At 74.2% G+C, this 18,921-nt stretch carries 19 protein-coding genes; 14 read left to right on the top strand and 5 right to left on the bottom strand.

Annotated features, from left to right (window positions below; genetic code table 11):
- Positions 1-70: 70 nt before the first annotated feature.
- From OUQ99_RS19490 to OUQ99_RS19535, 10 genes are all read left to right on the top strand, one after another.
- Positions 71-712: a TetR/AcrR family transcriptional regulator gene (locus tag OUQ99_RS19490; RefSeq protein ID WP_267945217.1), complete on the top strand. Its 642-nt coding sequence runs from the start codon at positions 71-73 to the stop codon at positions 710-712.
- A 331-nt stretch (positions 713-1,043) separates the two neighbouring features.
- Positions 1,044-1,508 carry a hypothetical protein gene (locus tag OUQ99_RS19495; RefSeq protein WP_267945218.1) on the top strand — a complete coding sequence of 155 codons (465 nt, stop codon included), beginning with the start codon at positions 1,044-1,046 and terminating at the stop codon, positions 1,506-1,508.
- Positions 1,505-1,909 (top strand): winged helix-turn-helix domain-containing protein, encoded by a 405-nt coding sequence (locus OUQ99_RS19500; RefSeq protein WP_431061431.1) that lies wholly within the window; start codon positions 1,505-1,507, stop codon positions 1,907-1,909. Before OUQ99_RS19495 ends, OUQ99_RS19500 begins: the two co-directional genes overlap by 4 nt.
- A gap of 297 nt (positions 1,910-2,206) precedes the next feature.
- Positions 2,207-3,307 carry a CobW family GTP-binding protein gene (locus OUQ99_RS19505; protein WP_267945219.1) on the top strand — a complete coding sequence of 367 codons (1,101 nt, stop codon included), beginning with the start codon at positions 2,207-2,209 and terminating at the stop codon, positions 3,305-3,307.
- Positions 3,308-3,309: 2 nt separating this feature from the next.
- Positions 3,310-3,567 (top strand): 30S ribosomal protein S18, encoded by a 258-nt coding sequence (gene rpsR / locus OUQ99_RS19510; RefSeq protein WP_267945220.1) that lies wholly within the window; start codon positions 3,310-3,312, stop codon positions 3,565-3,567.
- A 39-nt stretch (positions 3,568-3,606) separates the two neighbouring features.
- Positions 3,607-3,843, top strand: a complete 237-nt coding sequence (gene rpmB, locus OUQ99_RS19515) for a 50S ribosomal protein L28 (protein WP_267945221.1) — start codon at positions 3,607-3,609, stop codon at positions 3,841-3,843.
- 1 nt (position 3,844) lies between these two features.
- Entirely contained in the window at positions 3,845-4,150 is a 306-nt protein-coding gene (gene rpsN, locus OUQ99_RS19520; RefSeq protein ID WP_267945222.1) for a 30S ribosomal protein S14, read from the top strand.
- Between the two features lie 150 nt (positions 4,151-4,300).
- Entirely contained in the window at positions 4,301-5,041 is a 741-nt protein-coding gene (locus OUQ99_RS19525; protein WP_267945223.1) for a class I SAM-dependent methyltransferase, read from the top strand.
- A 4-nt stretch (positions 5,042-5,045) separates the two neighbouring features.
- The gene (locus OUQ99_RS19530) at positions 5,046-6,260 is read left to right on the top strand and encodes a GTP-binding protein (protein ID WP_267945224.1); all 1,215 of its coding nucleotides are present in this window, start codon (positions 5,046-5,048) and stop codon (positions 6,258-6,260) included.
- A 332-nt stretch (positions 6,261-6,592) separates the two neighbouring features.
- Complete coding sequence (locus OUQ99_RS19535; protein WP_267945225.1) at positions 6,593-7,861, top strand: FUSC family protein; 1,269 nt, start codon at positions 6,593-6,595, stop codon at positions 7,859-7,861.
- Between the two features lie 200 nt (positions 7,862-8,061).
- Here the strand turns inward: OUQ99_RS19535 and OUQ99_RS19540 are convergent, their stop codons facing one another.
- Positions 8,062-9,717 carry a carbamoyltransferase family protein gene (locus OUQ99_RS19540; protein WP_267945226.1) on the bottom strand — a complete coding sequence of 552 codons (1,656 nt, stop codon included), beginning with the start codon at positions 9,715-9,717 and terminating at the stop codon, positions 8,062-8,064.
- A gap of 194 nt (positions 9,718-9,911) precedes the next feature.
- On the opposite strand from OUQ99_RS19540, the gene OUQ99_RS19545 reads away from it, so the two are divergent.
- A complete protein-coding gene (locus OUQ99_RS19545; protein WP_267945227.1) occupies positions 9,912-10,121 on the top strand; it encodes a hypothetical protein in 210 nt (69 codons plus the stop codon).
- A gap of 27 nt (positions 10,122-10,148) precedes the next feature.
- Here OUQ99_RS19545 and OUQ99_RS19550 read toward each other — a convergent pair whose 3' ends face one another.
- The 3 genes from OUQ99_RS19550 to OUQ99_RS19560 all read right to left on the bottom strand — a co-directional run bounded on the left by OUQ99_RS19550 (position 10,149) and on the right by OUQ99_RS19560 (position 12,872).
- Positions 10,149-10,748: a flavodoxin family protein gene (locus OUQ99_RS19550; protein WP_267945228.1), complete on the bottom strand. Its 600-nt coding sequence runs from the start codon at positions 10,746-10,748 to the stop codon at positions 10,149-10,151.
- Between the two features lie 97 nt (positions 10,749-10,845).
- Positions 10,846-11,562 carry a hypothetical protein gene (locus OUQ99_RS19555; protein WP_267945229.1) on the bottom strand — a complete coding sequence of 239 codons (717 nt, stop codon included), beginning with the start codon at positions 11,560-11,562 and terminating at the stop codon, positions 10,846-10,848.
- A complete protein-coding gene (locus OUQ99_RS19560) occupies positions 11,559-12,872 on the bottom strand; it encodes a glycosyltransferase (RefSeq protein ID WP_267945230.1) in 1,314 nt (437 codons plus the stop codon). The genes OUQ99_RS19555 and OUQ99_RS19560 overlap by 4 nt, the downstream gene beginning before the upstream one ends.
- 594 nt (positions 12,873-13,466) lie before the next feature.
- Here OUQ99_RS19560 and OUQ99_RS19565 point away from each other — a divergent pair.
- The 3 genes from OUQ99_RS19565 to OUQ99_RS19575 all read left to right on the top strand — a co-directional run bounded on the left by OUQ99_RS19565 (position 13,467) and on the right by OUQ99_RS19575 (position 17,790).
- Positions 13,467-15,839 (top strand): hypothetical protein, encoded by a 2,373-nt coding sequence (locus OUQ99_RS19565; RefSeq protein ID WP_267945231.1) that lies wholly within the window; start codon positions 13,467-13,469, stop codon positions 15,837-15,839.
- A gap of 279 nt (positions 15,840-16,118) precedes the next feature.
- Entirely contained in the window at positions 16,119-16,538 is a 420-nt protein-coding gene (locus OUQ99_RS19570; RefSeq protein ID WP_267945232.1) for a CBS domain-containing protein, read from the top strand.
- A gap of 322 nt (positions 16,539-16,860) precedes the next feature.
- A complete protein-coding gene (locus OUQ99_RS19575) occupies positions 16,861-17,790 on the top strand; it encodes an alpha/beta hydrolase fold domain-containing protein (RefSeq protein WP_267945233.1) in 930 nt (309 codons plus the stop codon).
- A 42-nt stretch (positions 17,791-17,832) separates the two neighbouring features.
- On the opposite strand, the gene OUQ99_RS19580 is transcribed toward OUQ99_RS19575, so the two are convergent.
- Positions 17,833-18,831, bottom strand: coding sequence for a MerR family transcriptional regulator (locus tag OUQ99_RS19580; RefSeq protein ID WP_267945234.1), 999 nt, complete (start codon positions 18,829-18,831; stop codon positions 17,833-17,835).
- Positions 18,832-18,921: the final 90 nt, after the last annotated feature.

Here is an 18,921-nt window from a genome sequence, read left to right on the forward strand (position 1 = left end):
CGGAACAAGGGCATCGCTTCGAGGAAATTCGAGTCGACATCGGTTTTGGGGGAAGCCTAGAGTGATCACCATGAGCACCACCTCCACCGGGTCGCGCGGCCCCTACGCCCGTTCGACCGAGCGCCGCAGGAGCATCGCCCGAGCGGTGCTCGACACCGTGCTGGAGGAGGGCCACGAGCGGGTCACCACGGCAGGGACCGCCCGGCGGGCCGGGACCAGCGAGGCCACCGCGCTGTACCACTACCCCACCAAGGAGCACCTCCTCGTCGCCGCCCTGGAGCTGTCCGACGAGGAGACCGCGCTGCGGCCCTTCACGTCCGACCCCGCCATGGGCCTGGACGACCTGCGCGCGTTCGTGGACACCACGGCGGAGCGGACGCACATCATGCGTCTGCACACCGCGCTCCTGGGCCGCGCCACCTCCCCCGACCACCCGGCCCAGGAGTTCCTCTCCCGCCACAACCGGGAGGCCGTGGCGCACTTCGCCCGGGTGGTGCGCCACCGCCAGCGCGCGGGCACGGCCCACCCCGGCCTCGACGCGGTCGGGGTCGCCCGCCAGTTCCTCGCGACCTGGGACGGCCTCCAGGCCCAGTGGCTCCTGGACCCCTCCTTCGACTTCGGCGACCACCTCGTCCAGGCGTTCCGCCGCCTCACGGGACAGAACTGGATGGAGGGCCGGGCCGTGCTCCTGGACCCCTCCGTCGGCATGTGACGCGGGAGGACGAGCCGACGTCCCGGTGACCGGGGCCGCGAACCTCCTGCGGCCGGGGCGGTTGCGGGGCGCCCGCCCTCCCGACGCATCGGCCCGTCTCATCCACGCGGCACCCGAGGCCGGGTTCCCCGTCCTGTCCGCCCCGCTCCCCTCCGAGGGGGACCGCCGGACCCCCGTTTTTCTGTGGATTCGTCCTGCCCCGCCCCGACCTGGGAGAACACCCGCCCACCGGCGGAGCCGACGGCCCGCGGCGGCCTCTCCACCGTTGACATCACCCACTCTTTGGTATCTACTTTCCAAAAGGAAAGCAGATACCAAAGAGGAGACAGACATGGCCAGCACTCCCGAGCTCGACCAAGTCGCCGAGGCCCGCAGCAGGATCGCCGCCCACGCCTCACTGCCCGGCTCCTACTGGGTGTTCCTCGCGTTCGCCGGCACTCTGATCGCGGGCCTTCCGATCTGGAGGGCGCTCCTCCCCACCGCAGGCGCCTACCTCGACTGGGGCCTGGTCGTCCTGGCCGCGGCGTCTGCGGTCTACGCGATCGTCCGGCGGCGGCGCACCGGCGTGTACCTCCCGCGCCGCGTCACCTCCTACCCCGGCGCCCGGATCCTGTGGGTCGCCACCCTGGCCGCCACCGGCGCCGGCTTCCTCGGCATCCAGGCCCTGGTCGACCACGGACACATGGGCCTCGCGCTCGCCGCCCTGGTCCCCGTCGCAACCGTCATGCTCGTGGGGTACATGCTCGTCCGCGCGGCCATGCGCCGGAGCATCGAGGCCGGTCGGGTCAAGCCGTGACCGAGCCTGACCACCCCGGCGACGGCGAACCGGGCGCAAGCGGCACCGGGCGCCGGCCGATCCTGGAGACCGGTCCCAGGCTGGCGATGTGCGCGCTCCTGCAGAGCGCCGACTGGGTCGACTTCGCCACCGTCCGCGACCTGCTCGGCGTCAGCGACCCGATGGTGTCGAAGCACAGCCGCACCCTCGAGACCGCGGGCTACCTCGACGTCCGCAAGGGAGCGGTCGGGCGCCGCCCCAAGACGTGGTTCCGCCTGACCCCCGAGGGCCGCACGGCTTTGCGGAGCCACCTGGCCTGGCTGGCCGAGCTGGCCTCGGCCGTCGACCGGACGCTCGACGGGCGGCCCACGGACGCCTCTCCGGCCGAGCCCGCCAGCGAAGAGGACCCGAGTCGGCGGTGACCTCCCCCGCGGCCCGTCCCGACCGGTAGGGCCGTCCGGCCCGCCGCCCCGGCACGAGAAGCCCCCGCTCCCCACAGGACCCCCGGTCCGGAGCGGGGGCTTCGTGCTGCCCGCGCCGCCCCCGGACCCGCGCGGGCAGCGGAGGGCCCCGGCGTCCTGACCCGGCCGTACAGCACCGACGAACCGGACCCCGCCCACGGGGGTCGTGGACACACCCCTTCCGAACACCCTGTAGACTTTCGGAAACGATAATCGTTTTCACTTCCTTGGTGGAAGCCCCTACGGGAAGGAGGGCACATGCGCGTGGTCCTGGTCACCGGCATACACCGGTCGGCACGTGGACTCTCGGTCGACGAACTGCTCGCCACGTCCCCAGGATCGGTGTCCGTGCACCACGACCTGGAGGAGATCGGGGAGGGGATCGTCCACCGTGTGGTCCGGGACGCCACGGGCCGGGTCGAACGCGAGCACGTCGACCTCGTCCACGCCTGCGCCTCGTGCACGCTGCGGGAGGACCTGATCCCCTACCTGCTCCGCATGGCGGCGGAGGATCCGCCCGGCCTGTGCGTCGTGGAGGCCTGGGACGGCGTCGAACCGAAGCTGATCGCCGAGGCGATCGCCCACGAGGGGGCCCTGCGCCTGGTCGCCGTCGTCGGCGCGGTGGACTCCGGCCGCCTGGTCGAGGACCTGCTCAGCGACGACGACCTGGGCGACCGCGGCCTGGACATCGCCGAGGACGACAACCGCACCGTGAGCGAGGTGCTCACCAGGCAGATCGAGTACCCCTCGGTGATCGATCTGTACGGGACCGACGCCGGGAGCGAGGCGCACGTCCTGGTGGAGCACCTCAACCCCGCGGCGGTCGTCGCGCTCCCCGGGTCCCGGGCGATCGACCCGACACGGGGCCTCTTCGACCCGGGGGCCGCCCACGCCCGGTCCAACCCGGCCTGGGCCCAGTACGGCGACCGCCTCGACGGGCGCGTGCGCACCTTCACCTGGACACGCACCCGCCCCCTGCACCCCCAGCGGTTCGCCGACGCCCTGGAACAGGTGCTGTCCACGAGCGTCCGCGGCCGGGGGCGCTTCTGGCTGGCCAGCCAGGCCGACTCCCTCCTCGTCTGGGAATCGTTCGGGGCGCTGCTCCTGGTGGAGGACGGCGGCCCGTGGATGGACGCCCTGCCCCCGGCCGCCATGGACCTCGCCCCCGAGGCCAGGCGCGTCTCCGCGCTCCTGGACTGGGACCCCGAGGCGGGCGACCGGCGCCAGCACCTCTCCTTCGTCGGTGTCGGCCTCGACACCGCGGCCCTGGAATCACTGCTGGACTCCTGCCTGGTCACCGACGAGGAGACGGGCCAGGAATTCAGCACCGACCCCTTCGCGGAGTTCTCAGAAAGGTGAGCATGCCCGCTTCAGCACGCCGTTCCGACAAGCGCAAGACGTCGCGGACCTTCACGAACCCCCTGGGCGAACAGGACTACGTCGACTACAAGGACACCGCCCTCCTGCGCAAGTTCATCTCCGAGAAGGGGAAGATCCGCAGCCGCAGGGTGACCCGGGTCACCGCACGCCAGCAGCGGCTGATCGCCGCGGCGGTCAAGAACGCTCGCGAGATGGCCCTGCTGCCCTACCCCTCCAACACGCCGACGCAGAAGGCCTGAGAAGGACCGGAAACGGTCCTGGAAAGACAAGGAGTCACCATGTCCCGCGTATGCCAGGTCACGGGGAAGTCCCCGTCCTTCGGAAACGCCGTCTCCCACTCCCACAGGCGGACCAAGCGCAGGTTCGACCCCAACATCCAGAGCAAGCGGTACTGGCTGCCCGGCGAACAGCGCTTCGTCAAGCTCCGGGTGAGCACGAAGGGCATGAAGGTCATCGACGCGCGCGGGATCGAGCGCGTCGTCGCGGACATCCGCGCCCGCGGGGAGAAGGTCTGAGATGGCGAAGAAGAGCAAGATCGCCCGCAACGAGCAGCGCAAGGCCGTCGTCGCCCGCTACGCGGAGCGCCGCGCCGAGCTGAAGCAGCTCATCAAGAGCCCCCGCACCGACGAGGACGTGCGCGCCGCGGCCCTCGCCGAACTGCGCCGCCAGCCCCGCGACGCCAGCGCGACCCGGGTACGCAACCGCGACTCGGTGGACGGCCGCGCGCGGGGACACCTCCGCAAGTTCGGCCTCTCCCGCATCCGCTTCCGGGAGATGGCCCACCGCGGGGAGCTGCCGGGCATCACCAAGTCCAGTTGGTAGCGGAGAACCCGTGGGCGTCCCCGCTCCGGCTGTCCGGCCGGAGCGGGGCGCCCGGCCCCGGCCGGGCCCGCCGGAAGGGCCGCAGGCCCTCGGGAGCGGCCACGGCCACCACCCCGACCAGGGCGCACCACTTCGGCGAGGAGACGCACCGTGTCTGAACACAACGACCCCTACGCCCGTTCCGGGCAGTACATCGACATCATGATCGCAGGCTGGTGGGAGCACCACGGGGAGACCCTCGTCGAGGCTCTGGGGGAGCTCCCCTCCGACGCCGGCCCCGTGGTGGACGCCGGCGCCGGAGGGGGCCACGGGACCCGCCTCGTGGCCGCCGCCCTGCCCGGGGCCCGGATCCTGGCCGTCGAGCCCTCCCTCCCGCTGAGGACGGTGCTGCTCTCCCGGATCGCCGAGGACGCCGACCTGCGCGACCGGGTGACCGTGGACGGCGACGACCTGCTCTCGGCCCACCTGCCCGACCGGATCGGCGGGATGGTGATGGCCAACCTCATCGGGCACTTCAGCCCGCACGAGCGCGACCGGCTCTGGGAGGACCTGGCCCCGCGCCTGGCCCCCGGGGCGTTCATCCTGCTCAACCTCGCCGCACCGCTGAAGCCCGAGCGGGTGGAACGGGCGCGGATGAGCGAGGTCCGCCTCGGCGACCGCTCCTACGTCGGCTGGGCCGCCGCCGAGCCCAGCGGCCCGGAGCGGGTGAACTGGCACATGACCTACGAGGTCCGCGGGGACGGGCGGGTCCTCGCCTCAGACGACGTCCGCTACGACTGGTGGACGATCACCGAGGAGGCGCTGCGCGCCGAGACCTCGCCCCACCGCCTGCGGGCCGTGCCGCACGGCCCCTCCGAGGCCGGGCTGTACAAGCTCCTCCCGGAGGGCTGAGGCCATGAGCGCACCCGACGGGCTCCCGGTGACCGTGCTGTCCGGTTTCCTCGGCGCGGGCAAGACGACCCTGCTCAACCACCTCCTCGGCAACCTGGACGGCCTGCGGGTGGCGGTGATCGTCAACGACATGAGCGAGATCAACATCGACGCCGAGCTGGTCCGGGGCGAGGGCCACCTGTCCCGGACCGACGAGCGCCTGGTGGAGATGACCAACGGCTGCATCTGCTGCACCCTGCGCGACGACCTGCTGGAGGAGGTCTCCCGTCTCGCGGAACAGGGCCGCTTCGACCACCTGCTGATCGAGTCCAGCGGCATCTCCGAACCGATGCCGGTGGCGGCGACCTTCGCCGTCCCCGGCCCGGACGGACGCCCCCTCCTGGAGGGGGCGCGGCTGGACACGATGGTGTCGGTGGTCGACGCCGCGAACTTCCTCACGGAACTCGACAAGGGCGACGACCTGGTCGAACGCGGACTCGACGCCTACGAGGACGACGAGCGCACGGTCAGCGACCTGCTCGTCGACCAGGTGGAGTTCGCCGACCTCCTCCTCGTCACCAAGACCGACCTGGTCACCGCGCAGGAGGCCGAGCGGGTGGAGGCGGCCGTGCGCAGGCTCAACCCCCTCGCCCGGGTCCTGCGCGTCACGCACGGCCGCGTCGACCCGCGCGAACTGGTGGGGGCCGACCGGTTCGACCTCGAACGCGCCTCCCGCGCGCCGGGGTGGGTGGCCGAGCTCAACGGCGACCACGTCCCCGAGACGGAGGAGTACGGGATCTCCAGCCTGGTGTTCCGCGCCGACCGCCCCTTCCACCCCGGACGGCTCTGGGAGCTGGTCTCGGCGGGCTTCGACGGGGACCGGCACGGCACGATCCTGCGGACCAAGGGCTTCTTCTGGCTGGCGACCCGCGCCCGGACCACGGGGCTGTGGTCCCAGGCGGGGCCGGTGGCCCGGTTCGAGCCCGCGGGGGTGTGGGACCCGGCCGACGGGGCCGCCCTGGGCTACGCGCCCGAGGACCTGGCGGACAGCGAACCGGTGGAGCCCCGCCAGGAACTGGTGTTCATCGGCACCTCCCTGCGGCGCGACTCCCTGGACCGGGCCCTGCGCTCCTGCCTGCTCACCGACGACGAGCTCGCCGCGCCCTGGGAATCGCTCCAGGACCCCTTCCCGGAATGGGACGTCCACGGCCTGCACGACCACGCGCACGCCCGCGCCTGAGGCCCCCGGGACCGCCGTCCACAGGCGCGCACCGTGCGCCGTGGGCGGCCCCGGGCCGCCGTCCCCCGGGTCCGTGGGAGTTGCGTCAGCTTCCCGGAACCCCTCCCGGCGCTCCCCGTCCTCCCTTCCGGCCCCTCCCGAAGCGGCCGAGGGAACCCCGTTCCCGACGACCAGGAAACGTCGCACACACACCGGCCGTTTCGGCGGCTCCCTCCGGGGCAGCTACATGCACGATCGCCCCCGGGCATGTCGGCGCCGGGGGGCGGACGGCGCGACCGGTGCGCGCTCCCCCGCCCGCTCCCGGCCGTTCCGGACGAGACGAGGGAGAGGGTGTGCGAGGAGACCTCCTGAGAAAAGTCGTGGGGACGTGGCGCACGGACGCGGGGCCGGGGAGCCCCGGTGGGCCGGCCGCGTCCGGGACGGACTGGTACGCACGGCTCCGGGTATGGCTGACCAGGTCCGTGGCCTCGGGGAGCTACGAGCGGCACACCCTGGCCCTGGTGGCGAAGGGCGCCCTCGCCGCCACCTTGGCGTGGCTCGTCGCCCACCACCTCATGGCGGCGCCGAGCCCGGCGTTCGCCCCGTTCTCCGCGGTGCTGATGGTGCAGGTGACCGTCTACCAGTCCGTCGTGCAGTCCCTGCGCTTCGTCGGCGCCATCGTCCTGGGGGTCGCCCTCCAGGCCGTGTCCGCGCTGACTGCGGGCCCGGACATCCTCACGTTCGTCCTCGTGGCCCTCGTCGCCCTGGGCGTGGGGCAGTGGCGCGCCCTCGGCCGGTACGGGCCCCAGGTCGCCACCGCCGCGTTCTTCGCCTTCGCCACGTACGTGTCCACCTCGGGAACTGCGGAGCGGCTCTCCCAGCTCGGCCAGATCGTGCTGCTGGTCCTGGTGGGGAGCGCGATCGGCGTGGCCGTCAACCTCCTCGTGTTCCCGCCCCTGCGGTTCCGCAGCGCCGAGTCCGCCCTGCAGACCCTGGTCGGCTCCCTGCGCCACCTGTGCGCGGACATGAGCCGGGGCCTGCTGGAGGGGCGGATCGACGAGTCCACGAGCGCGTGGTGGAGGCAGCGGGCCAACGCGCTCGAACCGGCCGTCCGGCAGTCCCGGCTGGCCGTCGGGACCGCGCGGGAGAGCGTGTACTACAACCCGCGCCGGGTCCTGGGCGGGCGGGGGCGCTCGGAGCCCCGGCCGCAGTTCTACGAGCAGCTCGTCGACAGCCTGGAAAGGGCCGTCAGACAGGTCGAGTCCCTGGCTCGGGCCCTGGACCGCTGGCAGAAGGACGATCGCGCCGACCCCCACTGGGAGTTCCTGGTGAGGTGCGGCGAACTCGTGCAGTCCGTCGCCTCGGCACTGAGCGTGCTGGAGGAGCCGGACGGGTTGCGCACGCATGCGCAGGCGGAGCGGTTCCACGAGGCGGTCGAGGGCGTCCGGCGGCACGGGTCCGCCCTGGAGGGCGTCTGCGCCGGCGGCAGCGACGGCACCCCGCCGCTGGGCGACCCGACCCGGCCCTACGGGGTGTTCCTCATCGAGACCCGGCGCCTGCTCGACGAGTTCGAGTACGTCGACGAGCTCCTGGGCGGGGCCCGGCTGCGGGCGTCGGGCTGAAGGCACGGTCCGAGGCGGCCGACGTCGCCGGACAGGGCCCCTCCCGCGGCGTCCCGGCGGAGGGACCCGGCGCGCGGTCCCCCTCACCCGGCGTAGCGGCGGGCCCGGGAGCGGCCTGAGCCCGCTCTCGACCTCGGCGGGCAGCGCCTTCCGCTCCCGGGCGGCCCGCCGCGGGGACGACGACCGCGTACCCGGGGCCGCTACCGCCGGCCCGCCCGGGTGCGGCGGCGCACCAGGAAGGGGCCGATCGCGAGGATGTCCACCGGCGCCGACCCGAAGCACTCCAGGGCGTCGCGCGGCGAGTCGACCATGGGCCGCCCCGCCGTGCTGAGGCCCGTGTTGACCAGGACGGGGAGGCCGCTGCGCTCCTCGAATCGGTCCAGCAGCCGCGCGGTGAGCGGGTCGTCCTCGGGCGAGACCGTCTGCACCCTGGCGGTGCCGTCCACGTGGACCACCGCCGGCAGGCGCTCGCGCCAGGCGGGCTCCACCTCGTGGACGAAGAGCTTGTAGGGGCTCGGCAGGGGACCGCCGGAGAAGATCTCCCCCGCCCTGCGCTCGGCCACGATGGGCGCCACGGGCCGGAACCACTCGCGCCCCTTGACGTCGTTGAGCCGTTCGAGGTTGCCGGCGTTGAACGGGTTGGCGAGCAGGGACCGGTGGCCCAGGGCCCGCGGGCCGTACTCCGCCCCTCCCTGGAACCAGGCGACCAGGGCGTCGGCGTCCAGTTCGGCGGCGACGGCGTCGGCGAGGTCGGAGGGGCGCTCGAACTCGACGTCGGCCTCGTCGAGCAGGGCCCGCAGCTCCTCCTCGTCCCAGGAGCGGCCCAGTTCGGCTCCCGGCATGGGCTCGACCGCGTCCCCGGACAGCGAGGCCAGGTGCATCGCCCCGCCCAGGGCCGTGCCCGCGTCCCCGGCTGCGGGCTGCACCCACACGCTGTCGAAGGGCCCCTCGGCGGCGATACGGCTGTTGGCGACGCAGTTGAGCGCGACGCCCCCGGCCATGGTCAGGCTCCTCTTCCCCGTCCGCAGGTGCAGCCAGCCGAGGACGCCGAGCAGCGCCTCCTCCATGGCGGCCTGGACGCTCGCGGCCAGGTCCGCGTGCTCCCGGGTGGGCGTCTCGCCCTCCCGGCAGGGCTCGGTGAGGGACTTCCAGTCCACGCCCGCCGCCCGGACCAGCCCCTCCCCCTCGTAGCCGATGCTCTCTCGCAAGCGGTCGAGCATGGTCGGTGAACCGTAGGAGGCCAGGGCCGTCACCGTGTACGCGTCACTGGAGCGGTGGAACCCCAGGTGTTCGGTGAGTTCCTCGTGGACCAGCCCGAGGGAGTCCGGCAGGGGCTGGCGCGCCAGGACCTCCAGGCGCCCGTCCGTGTAGGAGCCGGCCAGGTGCGAGGCCGCCTCGCCCCGGCCGTCCGCCACGAACACCGCGCAGTCCCCGCCCCCCGCCTCGGGCGGGGCGGCGAGCCCGGCGGAGGCGGCGTGGGCCACGTGGTGGGGGACGTACACCACCTTCGCCGGGTCCAGGCCGGGCAGCTCCGAGGCCAGGAAGTGGGGCGCGCGCTCGACGTAGAACAGCCGCAGCTGCTCCCAGGCCACGTCCTGACCCGGCCCGGAGGGGTCGGCCAGGGCCGGATCGTAGGAGTAGGAGACCGCGTCCAGGTCGGCGGGCCGCAGGCCCGCCCGCTCCAAGCACCACCGCATCGACGCCGACGGCAGCTCCCAGGCGGAGTAGGGGACGGCCTCCTTACCGTGCTTGCGCCGGGAGAACCTCTCCTCCTCCGCGGCGGCGACGGTCCGCCCGTCCACGACGAGCGCGGCGGCCGGGTCGTGAAACACGGCGTTGACCCCGAGAATGCGCATGCGACCGCTCCCTCCGAGACTGGGGTGTGATGGCGAACGCACCCTCTCGACTACCGAAGGCGGTCGCCGGTAAACATGGTCCCAAGGCGGATCCGCACACGGTCTGCTCCGCGGCCGCGCGGCCGCAGCGCCTTCGGCCCGCCGTGTTCGTCCTCGCGCCGACGGGTCGGTGGCGGTGCGGTCAGGCTGCACGGGTGCGCGGACGAGCGGAACTGTGGGGGCCGCTGGTCGACCGGGACTCCCACCGCTGCCTGTGGGCGGGAAGCCGCGGGGACCCCCGCTCCGAGCGCCTCGCCCCGGACCCGGAGTCCATCGGTGCGGAGGAGGTCCTGGCCGCCTGCGCCGCCGCCCCCGGGCCGTCCCCCGCGCCGTCCCCGGCGCGCGGGGAGGGGCCGGGCCGGTAGCGGCCGGCGCCGCTCCCCCGGCCCGCGTCAGGGTGCGGGGTAGGGGTTCTCGCGCAGGCTCCGTGCCAGGTGGGCCGCGTTGCGGGCCAGGGTGGCCGTCGTGGAGGCGACCGCCTCCGGGGTCTGCTCCAGGTCCTTGTAGTCCTTGGGGTTCATGGCCTCGTTGTTCCAGTAGGTGCCGCCCTGGGCCGGAATGGTGAAACCCGTGTCCCCCAGGGCCTGGAACAGGTCCGCGGTGATCTTGTGAGCGCCGTCCTCGTTGCCGACGACCGCCGTCACGGCGACCTTGCCGAACATGGACGGACGCCCCTGCTCGTCGGTCTCGCCCAGCTCTGCGTCGAGCCGCTCCAGGACCCGCTGGGCGACGCTGGACATGTGGCCGACCCACGTCGGCGTCGCCATCACGAGGATGTCCGCGGCCAGGAGGCGCCGCCGGATGTCCGGCCAGGCGTCGCCCGAGCCCATGTCGGTCTCCACACCGGGGCGGACGTCGTGGTCCACGACCCTGACGAGGTCGCCGGCGACACCGTGGCCGGCCAGGGCGTCGAGGACCTGCCGCGCCATCAGTTCGCTGCTCGACGGGGCGGGCGACGGTTTGAGGCTGCACACGAGAGCCAATGCGTTCATGGGGACCATGCTGGGCGAGCCCCGGGGCCGGCACACGCAGGCGCGCGGGCGGGGTCTCCCCCGGGACCGGATCGCCCTCTCCCCCTCCAGGCCGGGCTCAGCGCTCCCGCTCTGCGGTCCTGCGCGGATCCTCCGCCAGGACGAGGTCCGCCATCCTCCGCACCTGCTCCGCCACGGGGCGGTCACGGTCGACGAACAGCGTGTACCGGTAGGCGTCCATCCGCTCGCCCGTCTCCCCGGCCCGGTGGAACCCGACGTCCACGCCCTCGGGTTCCCGGAGCTCCTCCGGCAGGCCGGGATCCTCGCGCCGCGGCGAGACCTCCGTGAGGACGCAGCCCCAGCGCTCGAACCAGCGGCTCTCCGCGAGGGTCCGCCCGAGGAGCCGGGCGGCGGTGTCCACCGGCTCCTCCCAGCTGCGGTCGGCGGCGGCCCGTGCGAGTTCGGCCTCGTACCGGGCGGCGTCGAAGTGGAGGTCCGCCGGTACGACGGAGCTGTCGCTCGTGTTCTCCCACGAGTCCCAGACCACCCGGCCCCCCTCGCGGCGAATGGTGGCGTACAGGGCGCCGCAGCAGCCGGCCGTGCAGGTCGGCTCGGTGATCATGGTCCTGCGGGGTTCCTCCGTGACCGCCAGCGGCCGGCCGGCGGCCGGCCCGGTCCAGAACCGGCAGCTGCGCGCCCTGCCTTCCGGGTGGACCTCCGCCAGGACGTCGGCTCCATCGACGAGGGGCCGCACCTCGGCCCAGGGGTCCGCCGTCCAGTCGTCCGGGATCCTGTGGCGCAGGGTCAGGGTGCTGACCGTCGGCTGCTCGCTCATCGCCCCATGATCGGCTTCCTCCGCGCGGCGGTCCACTCGTTTTGCGGCCCCCGGGGGATCCGCGCCGCCCTCCGTCGGCGCCCCCCGGACAGGGCCGTGTCGACCGCCCGGGCCACCTGCTCGGCGGCCTTCTCCGGGCGGTAGGAGGAATCGTAGAGTTCGTGGGCGCGGTCGGCCGTGGCGCGGGCGGCGGCGCGGTCGGAGAGCAGCCGCACGCACTCGTCGGCGATCGCCTCCGTGGTGTCGGCGATCCCGCAGTGCTCGCCGGCCCGGACCTCCAGCCCCTCCGCCCCCACGGTGGTGGAGACCACCGGCACCCGGTGGGCGAAGGCCTCCAGGATCTTGATGCGCGTGCCCCCGGCCACGCGCAGGGGCGCGACCACCAGGTCCGCCTGACGGAGGTAGGGCGTCATGCTGGGAACGATGCCCGTGACCTCGACCCCCGGGGACCGGCCGAGTGCGTCGATGCGCGGCGAGGACTGGCCGGCGAGCAGCACGCGCAGGTCCGGGAACTCCTCCCGGACCAGGGGCGCGATCCCCTTCACCAGCCATGCGGCCGCGTCGGCGTTGGGGGCGTAGGACAGGACCCCCTGGAAGAGGATGGTGGGCCTTCCCGGCCCCCTCTCCTCCGCCGTTTGCGCCCCGCCGTCCACACGGTCCCCGGCGGGAGGTGTGTACGTGTTGGGGACCACCAGCGAGTTCGGAAAACCGGAACGGCGGAGGTCGCCCTGTCCCGAGTAGATCAGCACGTCCGCACCCTGCGCGGCCCGGCGGTGGATACGCCGCCAGCGGGCGATGACCCGGTGCATGTCCAGTCTGCGGACCGGGGTGAGCTCCATGCCCCGGTCAGCCTTGCCGATGGAGAGCCAGCGGGCCAGCAGCACGTCCCTCAGGTCGTCCACGTCGATGACGGTGGGCGCGGAGACCAGGCCACGGGTCATCAACCAGACGTGTTCGCGCATGTACCAGACGAGGTCGTACCGGGTACCCGCCAACCAGCCGGGAGCCTTCTCCAGGACGGCCCCGCGTGTCTTGCCGATCTGCGCGGCGAGGGTGCCCCTGAGGAATTCGGTGACCCGGCGCGCCGGTGACCTGTCCTGGTCCAACGGGGAGAACTCCTGCGGCACGGTGAGCACCCGGTCGAAGACGGAGTCCGCGGGCGGCTCCTCGTGCTTCCCGTCGAGCGGCAGCACCAGCAGGTCAACGGTGCCGAGCCCGGCGAGGGCGCCGGCGATCACCTTCGTCCGCATCGCCCCGCCGAACGGGTCCCAGGGCCTGATCCCGCTCACCAACAGAATCCGCAACGCCATCCGCCCTCCGCTCCTCCTTCGGCCACCGCCCATCCTCCACCCGTCCGGGCACGGCCCGTCGGCAGCGGGGGCAGGCCGGCCGGCGCGGGCGGCCGACCGGGGGCGGAGCATGCGAGGCCCCCGTCCCGCGGCGACCACGGGGAACACGGCGCCCGTCCCCGCTGGCGTCCACCACCGGCCCCGACCCCTGGCCGGACGCCCCGCCCCTGGCCGGATGTGGCCAGGGTTTCCTTCTGTTCACCCTGGGATGGAAGCGCTCCCACGTCAAGCGGATCCGGTCCACCGGAACGGACTCCGAGGGCGTTCCTCCGCCGGGGACGGACCCCGGACACACGGTGATCCGTGGCCTACGATCTGGAGCCGTCGGCCGGAAGAGACCCGCCGCGCGCCCCGCAGACCCGACGAGCAGGAGCACGCCGTCCGCCCCAGCTCCCCACACCCGTCGACCCGACGACGCGGGGCCCCGAGGCCGCAGACCCGGGTCCCGTCCGCGCCACACCCCGACCTGGAGCCGCCCGTGAGCAGTGGGAACCGAGAGCACGCACCCCCTCCCGCACGTCCTCCCGGGCCGGGACCCGCGACCGGCGTCCGGGCGTGGAACGCTGGTGGGACGAGGCCGTCCTGGCCCGTGTGCGCATCATCCGGGCGATCCCCTCGACCGGCCCGGCCCTGTCCTCGGCGCTGTTCCTGGTCAACGTGGTCCTGGGCGTGCTGCCCGTCGCGTTCGTCGTGACCACCTCGGTCGTGATCGGCCAGGTGCCCGCGGCGGTGGCGGCGGGGGTGGGGTCGCAGGCCTGGTCCGCGCTCGTGCGGACCTTCCTGGCCGCTGCCGCGCTCTTCGCCCTCCAGACCCTCCTCACCCCCGTGCAGCACATGCTGGGCGAGCTCATGACGCGGCGGATGGACGGCCTCCTGCAGCAGCGCCTCATCCGGGCGTCGCTGCGCAGCACCGGCATCGGCCCGCTGGAGGACCCGGCCGCGCTCGACTCCCTGGACGAGGTGAACCGCTGGTTCGAGGCCCGGGCGCACACCCCGGGCGGCGCCTGCGCCGGAATGCTGGCGCTCGTGGCCCGCTACGTGCGCCTCGCCGCACTGACCGCCCTCCTGGGGGTCGTGGCCTCCTGGGCGATGGCGGCTGCGCTCCTGGTGGCGGTACTCGTCTTCCGGACGGGGCAGCGCGGCGGCCTGCGGGTGCTGTCACGTGTGTACGACACCGGGGTGGGCGCGGTGCTGCGCCGCGCGAACCACCTGCGCGGCGTGGCCATGGGCGCCCGCGACGCCAAGGAGCTGCGACTGTTCGGGCTCACCGCCTGGTTCACCGACCGCTACGTCGACGAGCACACGAGGGCGCACGACCGCGTGTCCCGGGCCAGGCGCCGGGTGTTCCTCGTCCCGTACCTGGGCTACACCGCCCTGGGACTGCTCGCGGTCTGCTCCGTCCTGGCCCTGCTCGCCTCCGGCGCCGCGCAGGGGGCCGTCTCGCTCACCGGGCTCGCGCTGGCGCTGCAGGCGACCGCCGCGATGGTGATGTGCGGCGCCAACTACCCGGAGGCCGACCTCCAGACCTCCCTGGGCATGCGGGCCTGGCAGTCCCTGGACGCCCTGGAGGAGCGCATGGCGCGGGCCGGGGGACAGGCGCCGCCCCGGGAGGCCGCGGCGCCGGGGAGGAGGCCGTCACCGGTCCCGTACCGGTGTCCGGGCTCCGGCAGCCGGAGCGATGACCGCGTCCTCCCCGCGCCGGTGTCCCCGTCCTACCGGGTGTACCGCGCGGCTGCGGACGACCGCGAGATCCCACGACCACACCGTCGTCCCCGGGTCCGGGGATGCCCTTCCTTCCACCCATCGGGGGCACTGATGTCCGGCGTCCACCTCTCCTGCGCGATCATGGCGCACCCGAAACGCTCCGCGGCGGCCCACCGCCTGGCGGCCTCCCTCCCCGGGCTCTCCCCCCGGGTCGTCCTCGACCCGGAACCGGACGGCCCGCCGGCGACCCTGCGGACGGCACGTGCCGCCTGGGCGGCGGCACCGCCGGGGGCCACCCACCACCTGGTGCTCCAGGACGACGCCGCACCGGTGGCCGGTATGGCGGACGCCCTGGCCGGGGTCCTGTGCGCCCACCCGGACCTTCCCGTCGCCCTGTTCTGCGAATGGGGGTCGGGGACGGGGTCGATGGCGCGGTGGGCGTCCATGGGCGGGTTCGGCCTCGCCGAGTGCGTCGACGCCTTCGTGCCCACCGTCGGCCTGGCCCTGCCCGCGGCGACGGCCTCCGCCCTGGTCAGGGCGATCGACTCCCACGATCCGGCCGAACACGACGACGAGGTGGTCGCCCGGTTCCTGGAGGAGCGGGGCCGGAGCGCGTTCGTCACGGTGCCCAACCTGGTCCAGCACGACGGCGACACGAGCCTGGTGGGCAACGACCACGCGATGGGAGCCCGGCGGTCCGCCCTGCTCGCGCGCCCCGGGGAGGCCGTGGCCGAGGACGTCCTTCACGCACCCGGGCTGGTGCCGTTCGTGAGCTGGCGCCGTGCCCGCGCCGCGGCGATCCGCTGGGACACCGCGGCACACCGCTACGAGGGCCACGTGGCCCTGATGCGGGAGGAACTGCGACAGGCGGGGGTCGAGCACGCGGACCTGTGCGGGGCGCTGGACCGGTGGGCGGCCTCCCCCACGGGCCGCGCCCTGGAGGGGGCGCTGGGCTACGGCCTGCTCCACGAGCTGTGGACGGTGGCCGCGGCCCTCGCCGTGCTCGCGCCGTTCCCCCTCGAGGATCCGGTGTCCCCTCCGTCCCCGGACCTGACGAGGGCGCTGGCCTCCCTCGGCCCGGGAGGGCTGCGCACCGTCACCCCCGACGCGGCCCAGGACCCCCGGACGGTCGAAGCCCTCGGGGAGCTGGCGGCCGCGGGCCTCGCCTTCGGAGCACGGGCGGCCGCCACCGCCGCCGGGGGCGCCGCTGCCCCCCGCTCCTGAGCGCGCCGAGGCGCCCCGCTCACCGGAACGCGTCGGCCCCGGCCGGCATGGGTCTGCCGCCGCCCACAGGTCCGGCGCGGCCCCCCGGCCGTCGAACCGGTCCTCTCCGGCGGCCCGACTCCCACCTGCGGGCCCGCACCAGGTATCGCCCGGCCCGCGCCCTCCCGGGCGTCGGAGCCGCGCCCCGGGACACGCGAGGAAGGAGGGACGGGAACGTTTAGGCGTCGGGAAGTCGGCTAGGGCCCTGTGCGAGGCCGGCAATCGTGAGAGGAGCTGACCATGGCGGACAGTATCGCCGAAGTGATGAGCGAGACCGTTCACACGGTCGCACCGGAAACGACCCTGCGCGAGGCCGCCAGGATCATGCGGGACGAGGACGTGGGCGATGTCGTGGTGACCGACTCCGGGAGGATCCGCGGGGTGCTCACCGACCGGGACATCGTGGTGCGCTGCGTGGCCGACGAGGGGGACCCGGACAGGGTCACGGTCGGCCAGGTCTGCAGCGCCGAGGTCGTGACCGTTCCGCGCCAGAGCAGCCTCCGGGACGCCGTCCACGCCATGCGCGCGTCCAGCGTGCGCCGCCTGCCCGTCGTCGACGGGCCCGAGGTCGTGGGCATCGTGACCATGGGCGACCTGGCGCGGGTGGTCGACGAGGACTCCGCGCTGGCGGACGTGAGCGCGGCCCCGCCCAACCGCTGACCAGACCATCACAGGAGAGAAGCCCCGCCCGGGTTGGGGAGCCCGGGCGGGGCTCGTCCGTGTCCGGCGGCGTGCCGGGGCCTCCCGTGCCGCCGGCGGCAGGCGGCCCCGGGGTGCGCGGCGACCGGGATCCGCGCACGCAACGGCCGTACCGTCCGGAGCGGTTCGGGGCGCCGGACCCCAGGTATGACAGGATCACCGCGTCCCACCCCGCTGCCGCGTGCGCCACGGACACCGCCGTCCTCCGCGTGCCCGGTCCGGCCGCTCCCCGCGGTCCGCGGAACACACCCGGGACGCACCGACCCGAGAACCCGGAGACGGAATGACCCTCGACCCCTACCTCGCCGGCAGGCTGCACCACCTCGAAGGCCTCGGCGACCGCGCCATGGCGCGCTCGGACCCCGAGGCGGCGCGGTGTTTCGCCGAGTACCACCGCGACCCCGCCGAGTGGCGGATGCCCGACGTCTCGGTCGAGGACCGCACCGTCCCGGGCCCCCACGGGGAGGTCCCCGTACGGATCTACCGGCCGCGGGAGCAGAGCGGCCGCGCGCTGCTGTGGCTGCACGGCGGCGGGTTCATGGCCGGGGACCTGGACATGCCGGAGGCACACACCGTCGGTTCGGAGCTGGCCGCCCGCGCACAGGCCCTGGTCGTCTCCGTCGGCTACCGCCTCGCCGTGGACGGCGTCCGCTACCCGGTCCCCGTCGACGACGCGTACGCGGCGTGGACGTGGCTCGCCGGAACGGGCTGGGCGGAGGCCGGCGCCGTCGCCCTCGGAGGGGCGAGCGCGGGTTCCGCGCTCGCCCTGTCCACGGCGCTGCGGCTGCGCGACCGGGGCCTCCCCCTCCCCCGCTCGGTGCTGCTGGCCTACCCCTTCGTCCACTTCCCGACCCCGGCGCTGGACGCGGACGGCGCGGCCCGGATGGAGGTCCTGCCGCCGGTCCTGCGGTTCACCCCCGAGTCGATCGAGGCCATGGTGCGCAACTACGTGGGCCGCGTGGGCGGGCTCCCGGCCGACGCGATGCCCGGGGCCGCGGACCTGTCCGGCCTTCCGGCGACCAGCATCCTGCTGTCCGAGTACGACGACCTGCGGCCCTCCGGCGAACTGCTCGCCAGGCAGCTGGAGGAGTCGGGGGTTCCCCACAGGACCTACCTCGCGGCGGGGATGCCGCACGGGCACCTCAACCGCGGCCCCTCCCTCGGAGAGGTCGACCGCTCGCTCGCCTTCTTCGCCGACGCCCTCACGGGCTGACCCCGTGCCGCGGGGCCCGTCCGGGGGCGGGCCCCGCGCCCGTCAGTCCCCGGGGACCGACGCGCGCAGGGCCGCCATGATCCACGGCCAGGGCACCGGGCCCTCCTCCCCGCCGGGCGGGCCCCCGTTGATCACCGCCACCAGGCTCGTGTACCTGCCGTGCGTGCTGTCGAACCAGGGGTCCTCCACCGGCTCCTCCTCTTCCAGCCTGATGAGTTCGACCAGGTACGACGCCAAGTTGTCCCGGTACCCGGCGGTGGACCGGGCGCCGCCGAGCGCGGCGGCGGCATCGGCCAGGCGGACGACCGCCTCCCGGGCGCGTGGGGACTCCGCGGGCTCCCCGGAACGGTGGACGGAGAGGATGTCCTCCATGATCGGCACCCCCGTCTCGTACATGAACTCCTGCACCGGTGAGGCGGCGAAGAGCTTCCCCGGCTCGGTCGTGTAGGTGACCTGGAGGTAGTCGTGGACCGCTGTGCGGAACTCCCGGCCACTGACCAGGTCGGCCAGCTCGATCCAGGCCTCGAGCTGGGCGGCGGTGGGGTCCTCCGGCAGCTGGGGCCGCAGCTGCCGCAACCGCTCGACGAACACCGGGGGCACGTCCAGGCCCTCGCCGACCTCGTTCCAGAAGTCGTCGACGAGCCGTTCGCGCTCCTCGTCGGTCATCGAGACGAGTTTGTGCAGGAGCGCCGCCTGGGCGGCGGTCCCCTCCTGCCGGACCAGGGTCCTCAGAACGGCGCGCCTCGCGCGTAGACCGCGCTCCTGGCGTTCGACGATCCCCAGGTGGGCGGTGAGGAGGTCGTGCAGGGTCCTCTCGCCGTCGAGCACCTGGCGGATGTCCTCCAGGCCGGCGTCCAGCTCGCGCAGGGTCCGCACGAGCTCCAGCCGGGCGATGGCGTGGACGTCGTAGAGCCGGTAGCCGGCCCCGGTCAGGCGTGTGGGGGGAATGACCCCGGCGTCGGAGTAGAACCGGACGGCGCTGACGCTCAGGCCGGATCGGCGCGCGGCGTCCCCGATCGGGTACAGGTCGTTGTCGTGCATACCGCCACTATCGGGTCTCGAGCGGCTTGAGACTCAACCGCCGTGGAGCGCGGACCCGCCGTGCTGCCGGCGCCTCCCCGGCCCGGGGCG

This window comes from Streptomonospora nanhaiensis (genome assembly GCF_026642255.1).
GTDB lineage: Bacteria > Actinomycetota > Actinomycetes > Streptosporangiales > Streptosporangiaceae > Nocardiopsis > Nocardiopsis tropica.

Bases quoted from the DNA above. Each gene is read 5' to 3' on its own strand.
- OUQ99_RS19580 (WP_267945234.1), bottom strand. From the start codon at position 18,831: ATGCACGACAACGACCTGTACCCGATCGGGGACGCCGCGCGCCGATCC.
- OUQ99_RS19560 (WP_267945230.1), bottom strand. From the start codon at position 12,872: ATGGCGTTGCGGATTCTGTTGGTGAGCGGGATCAGGCCCTGGGACCCG.
- rpsN (WP_267945222.1), top strand. From the start codon at position 3,845: ATGGCGAAGAAGAGCAAGATCGCCCGCAACGAGCAGCGCAAGGCCGTC.
- OUQ99_RS19570 (WP_267945232.1), top strand. From the start codon at position 16,119: ATGGCGGACAGTATCGCCGAAGTGATGAGCGAGACCGTTCACACGGTC.
- OUQ99_RS19550 (WP_267945228.1), bottom strand. From the start codon at position 10,748: ATGAACGCATTGGCTCTCGTGTGCAGCCTCAAACCGTCGCCCGCCCCG.
- OUQ99_RS19495 (WP_267945218.1), top strand. From the start codon at position 1,044: ATGGCCAGCACTCCCGAGCTCGACCAAGTCGCCGAGGCCCGCAGCAGG.
- OUQ99_RS19555 (WP_267945229.1), bottom strand. From the start codon at position 11,562: ATGAGCGAGCAGCCGACGGTCAGCACCCTGACCCTGCGCCACAGGATC.
- OUQ99_RS19490 (WP_267945217.1), top strand. From the start codon at position 71: ATGAGCACCACCTCCACCGGGTCGCGCGGCCCCTACGCCCGTTCGACC.
- OUQ99_RS19540 (WP_267945226.1), bottom strand. From the start codon at position 9,717: ATGCGCATTCTCGGGGTCAACGCCGTGTTTCACGACCCGGCCGCCGCG.
- OUQ99_RS19505 (WP_267945219.1), top strand. From the start codon at position 2,207: ATGCGCGTGGTCCTGGTCACCGGCATACACCGGTCGGCACGTGGACTC.
- rpmB (WP_267945221.1), top strand. From the start codon at position 3,607: ATGTCCCGCGTATGCCAGGTCACGGGGAAGTCCCCGTCCTTCGGAAAC.
- rpsR (WP_267945220.1), top strand. From the start codon at position 3,310: ATGCCCGCTTCAGCACGCCGTTCCGACAAGCGCAAGACGTCGCGGACC.
- OUQ99_RS19575 (WP_267945233.1), top strand. From the start codon at position 16,861: ATGACCCTCGACCCCTACCTCGCCGGCAGGCTGCACCACCTCGAAGGC.
- OUQ99_RS19530 (WP_267945224.1), top strand. From the start codon at position 5,046: ATGAGCGCACCCGACGGGCTCCCGGTGACCGTGCTGTCCGGTTTCCTC.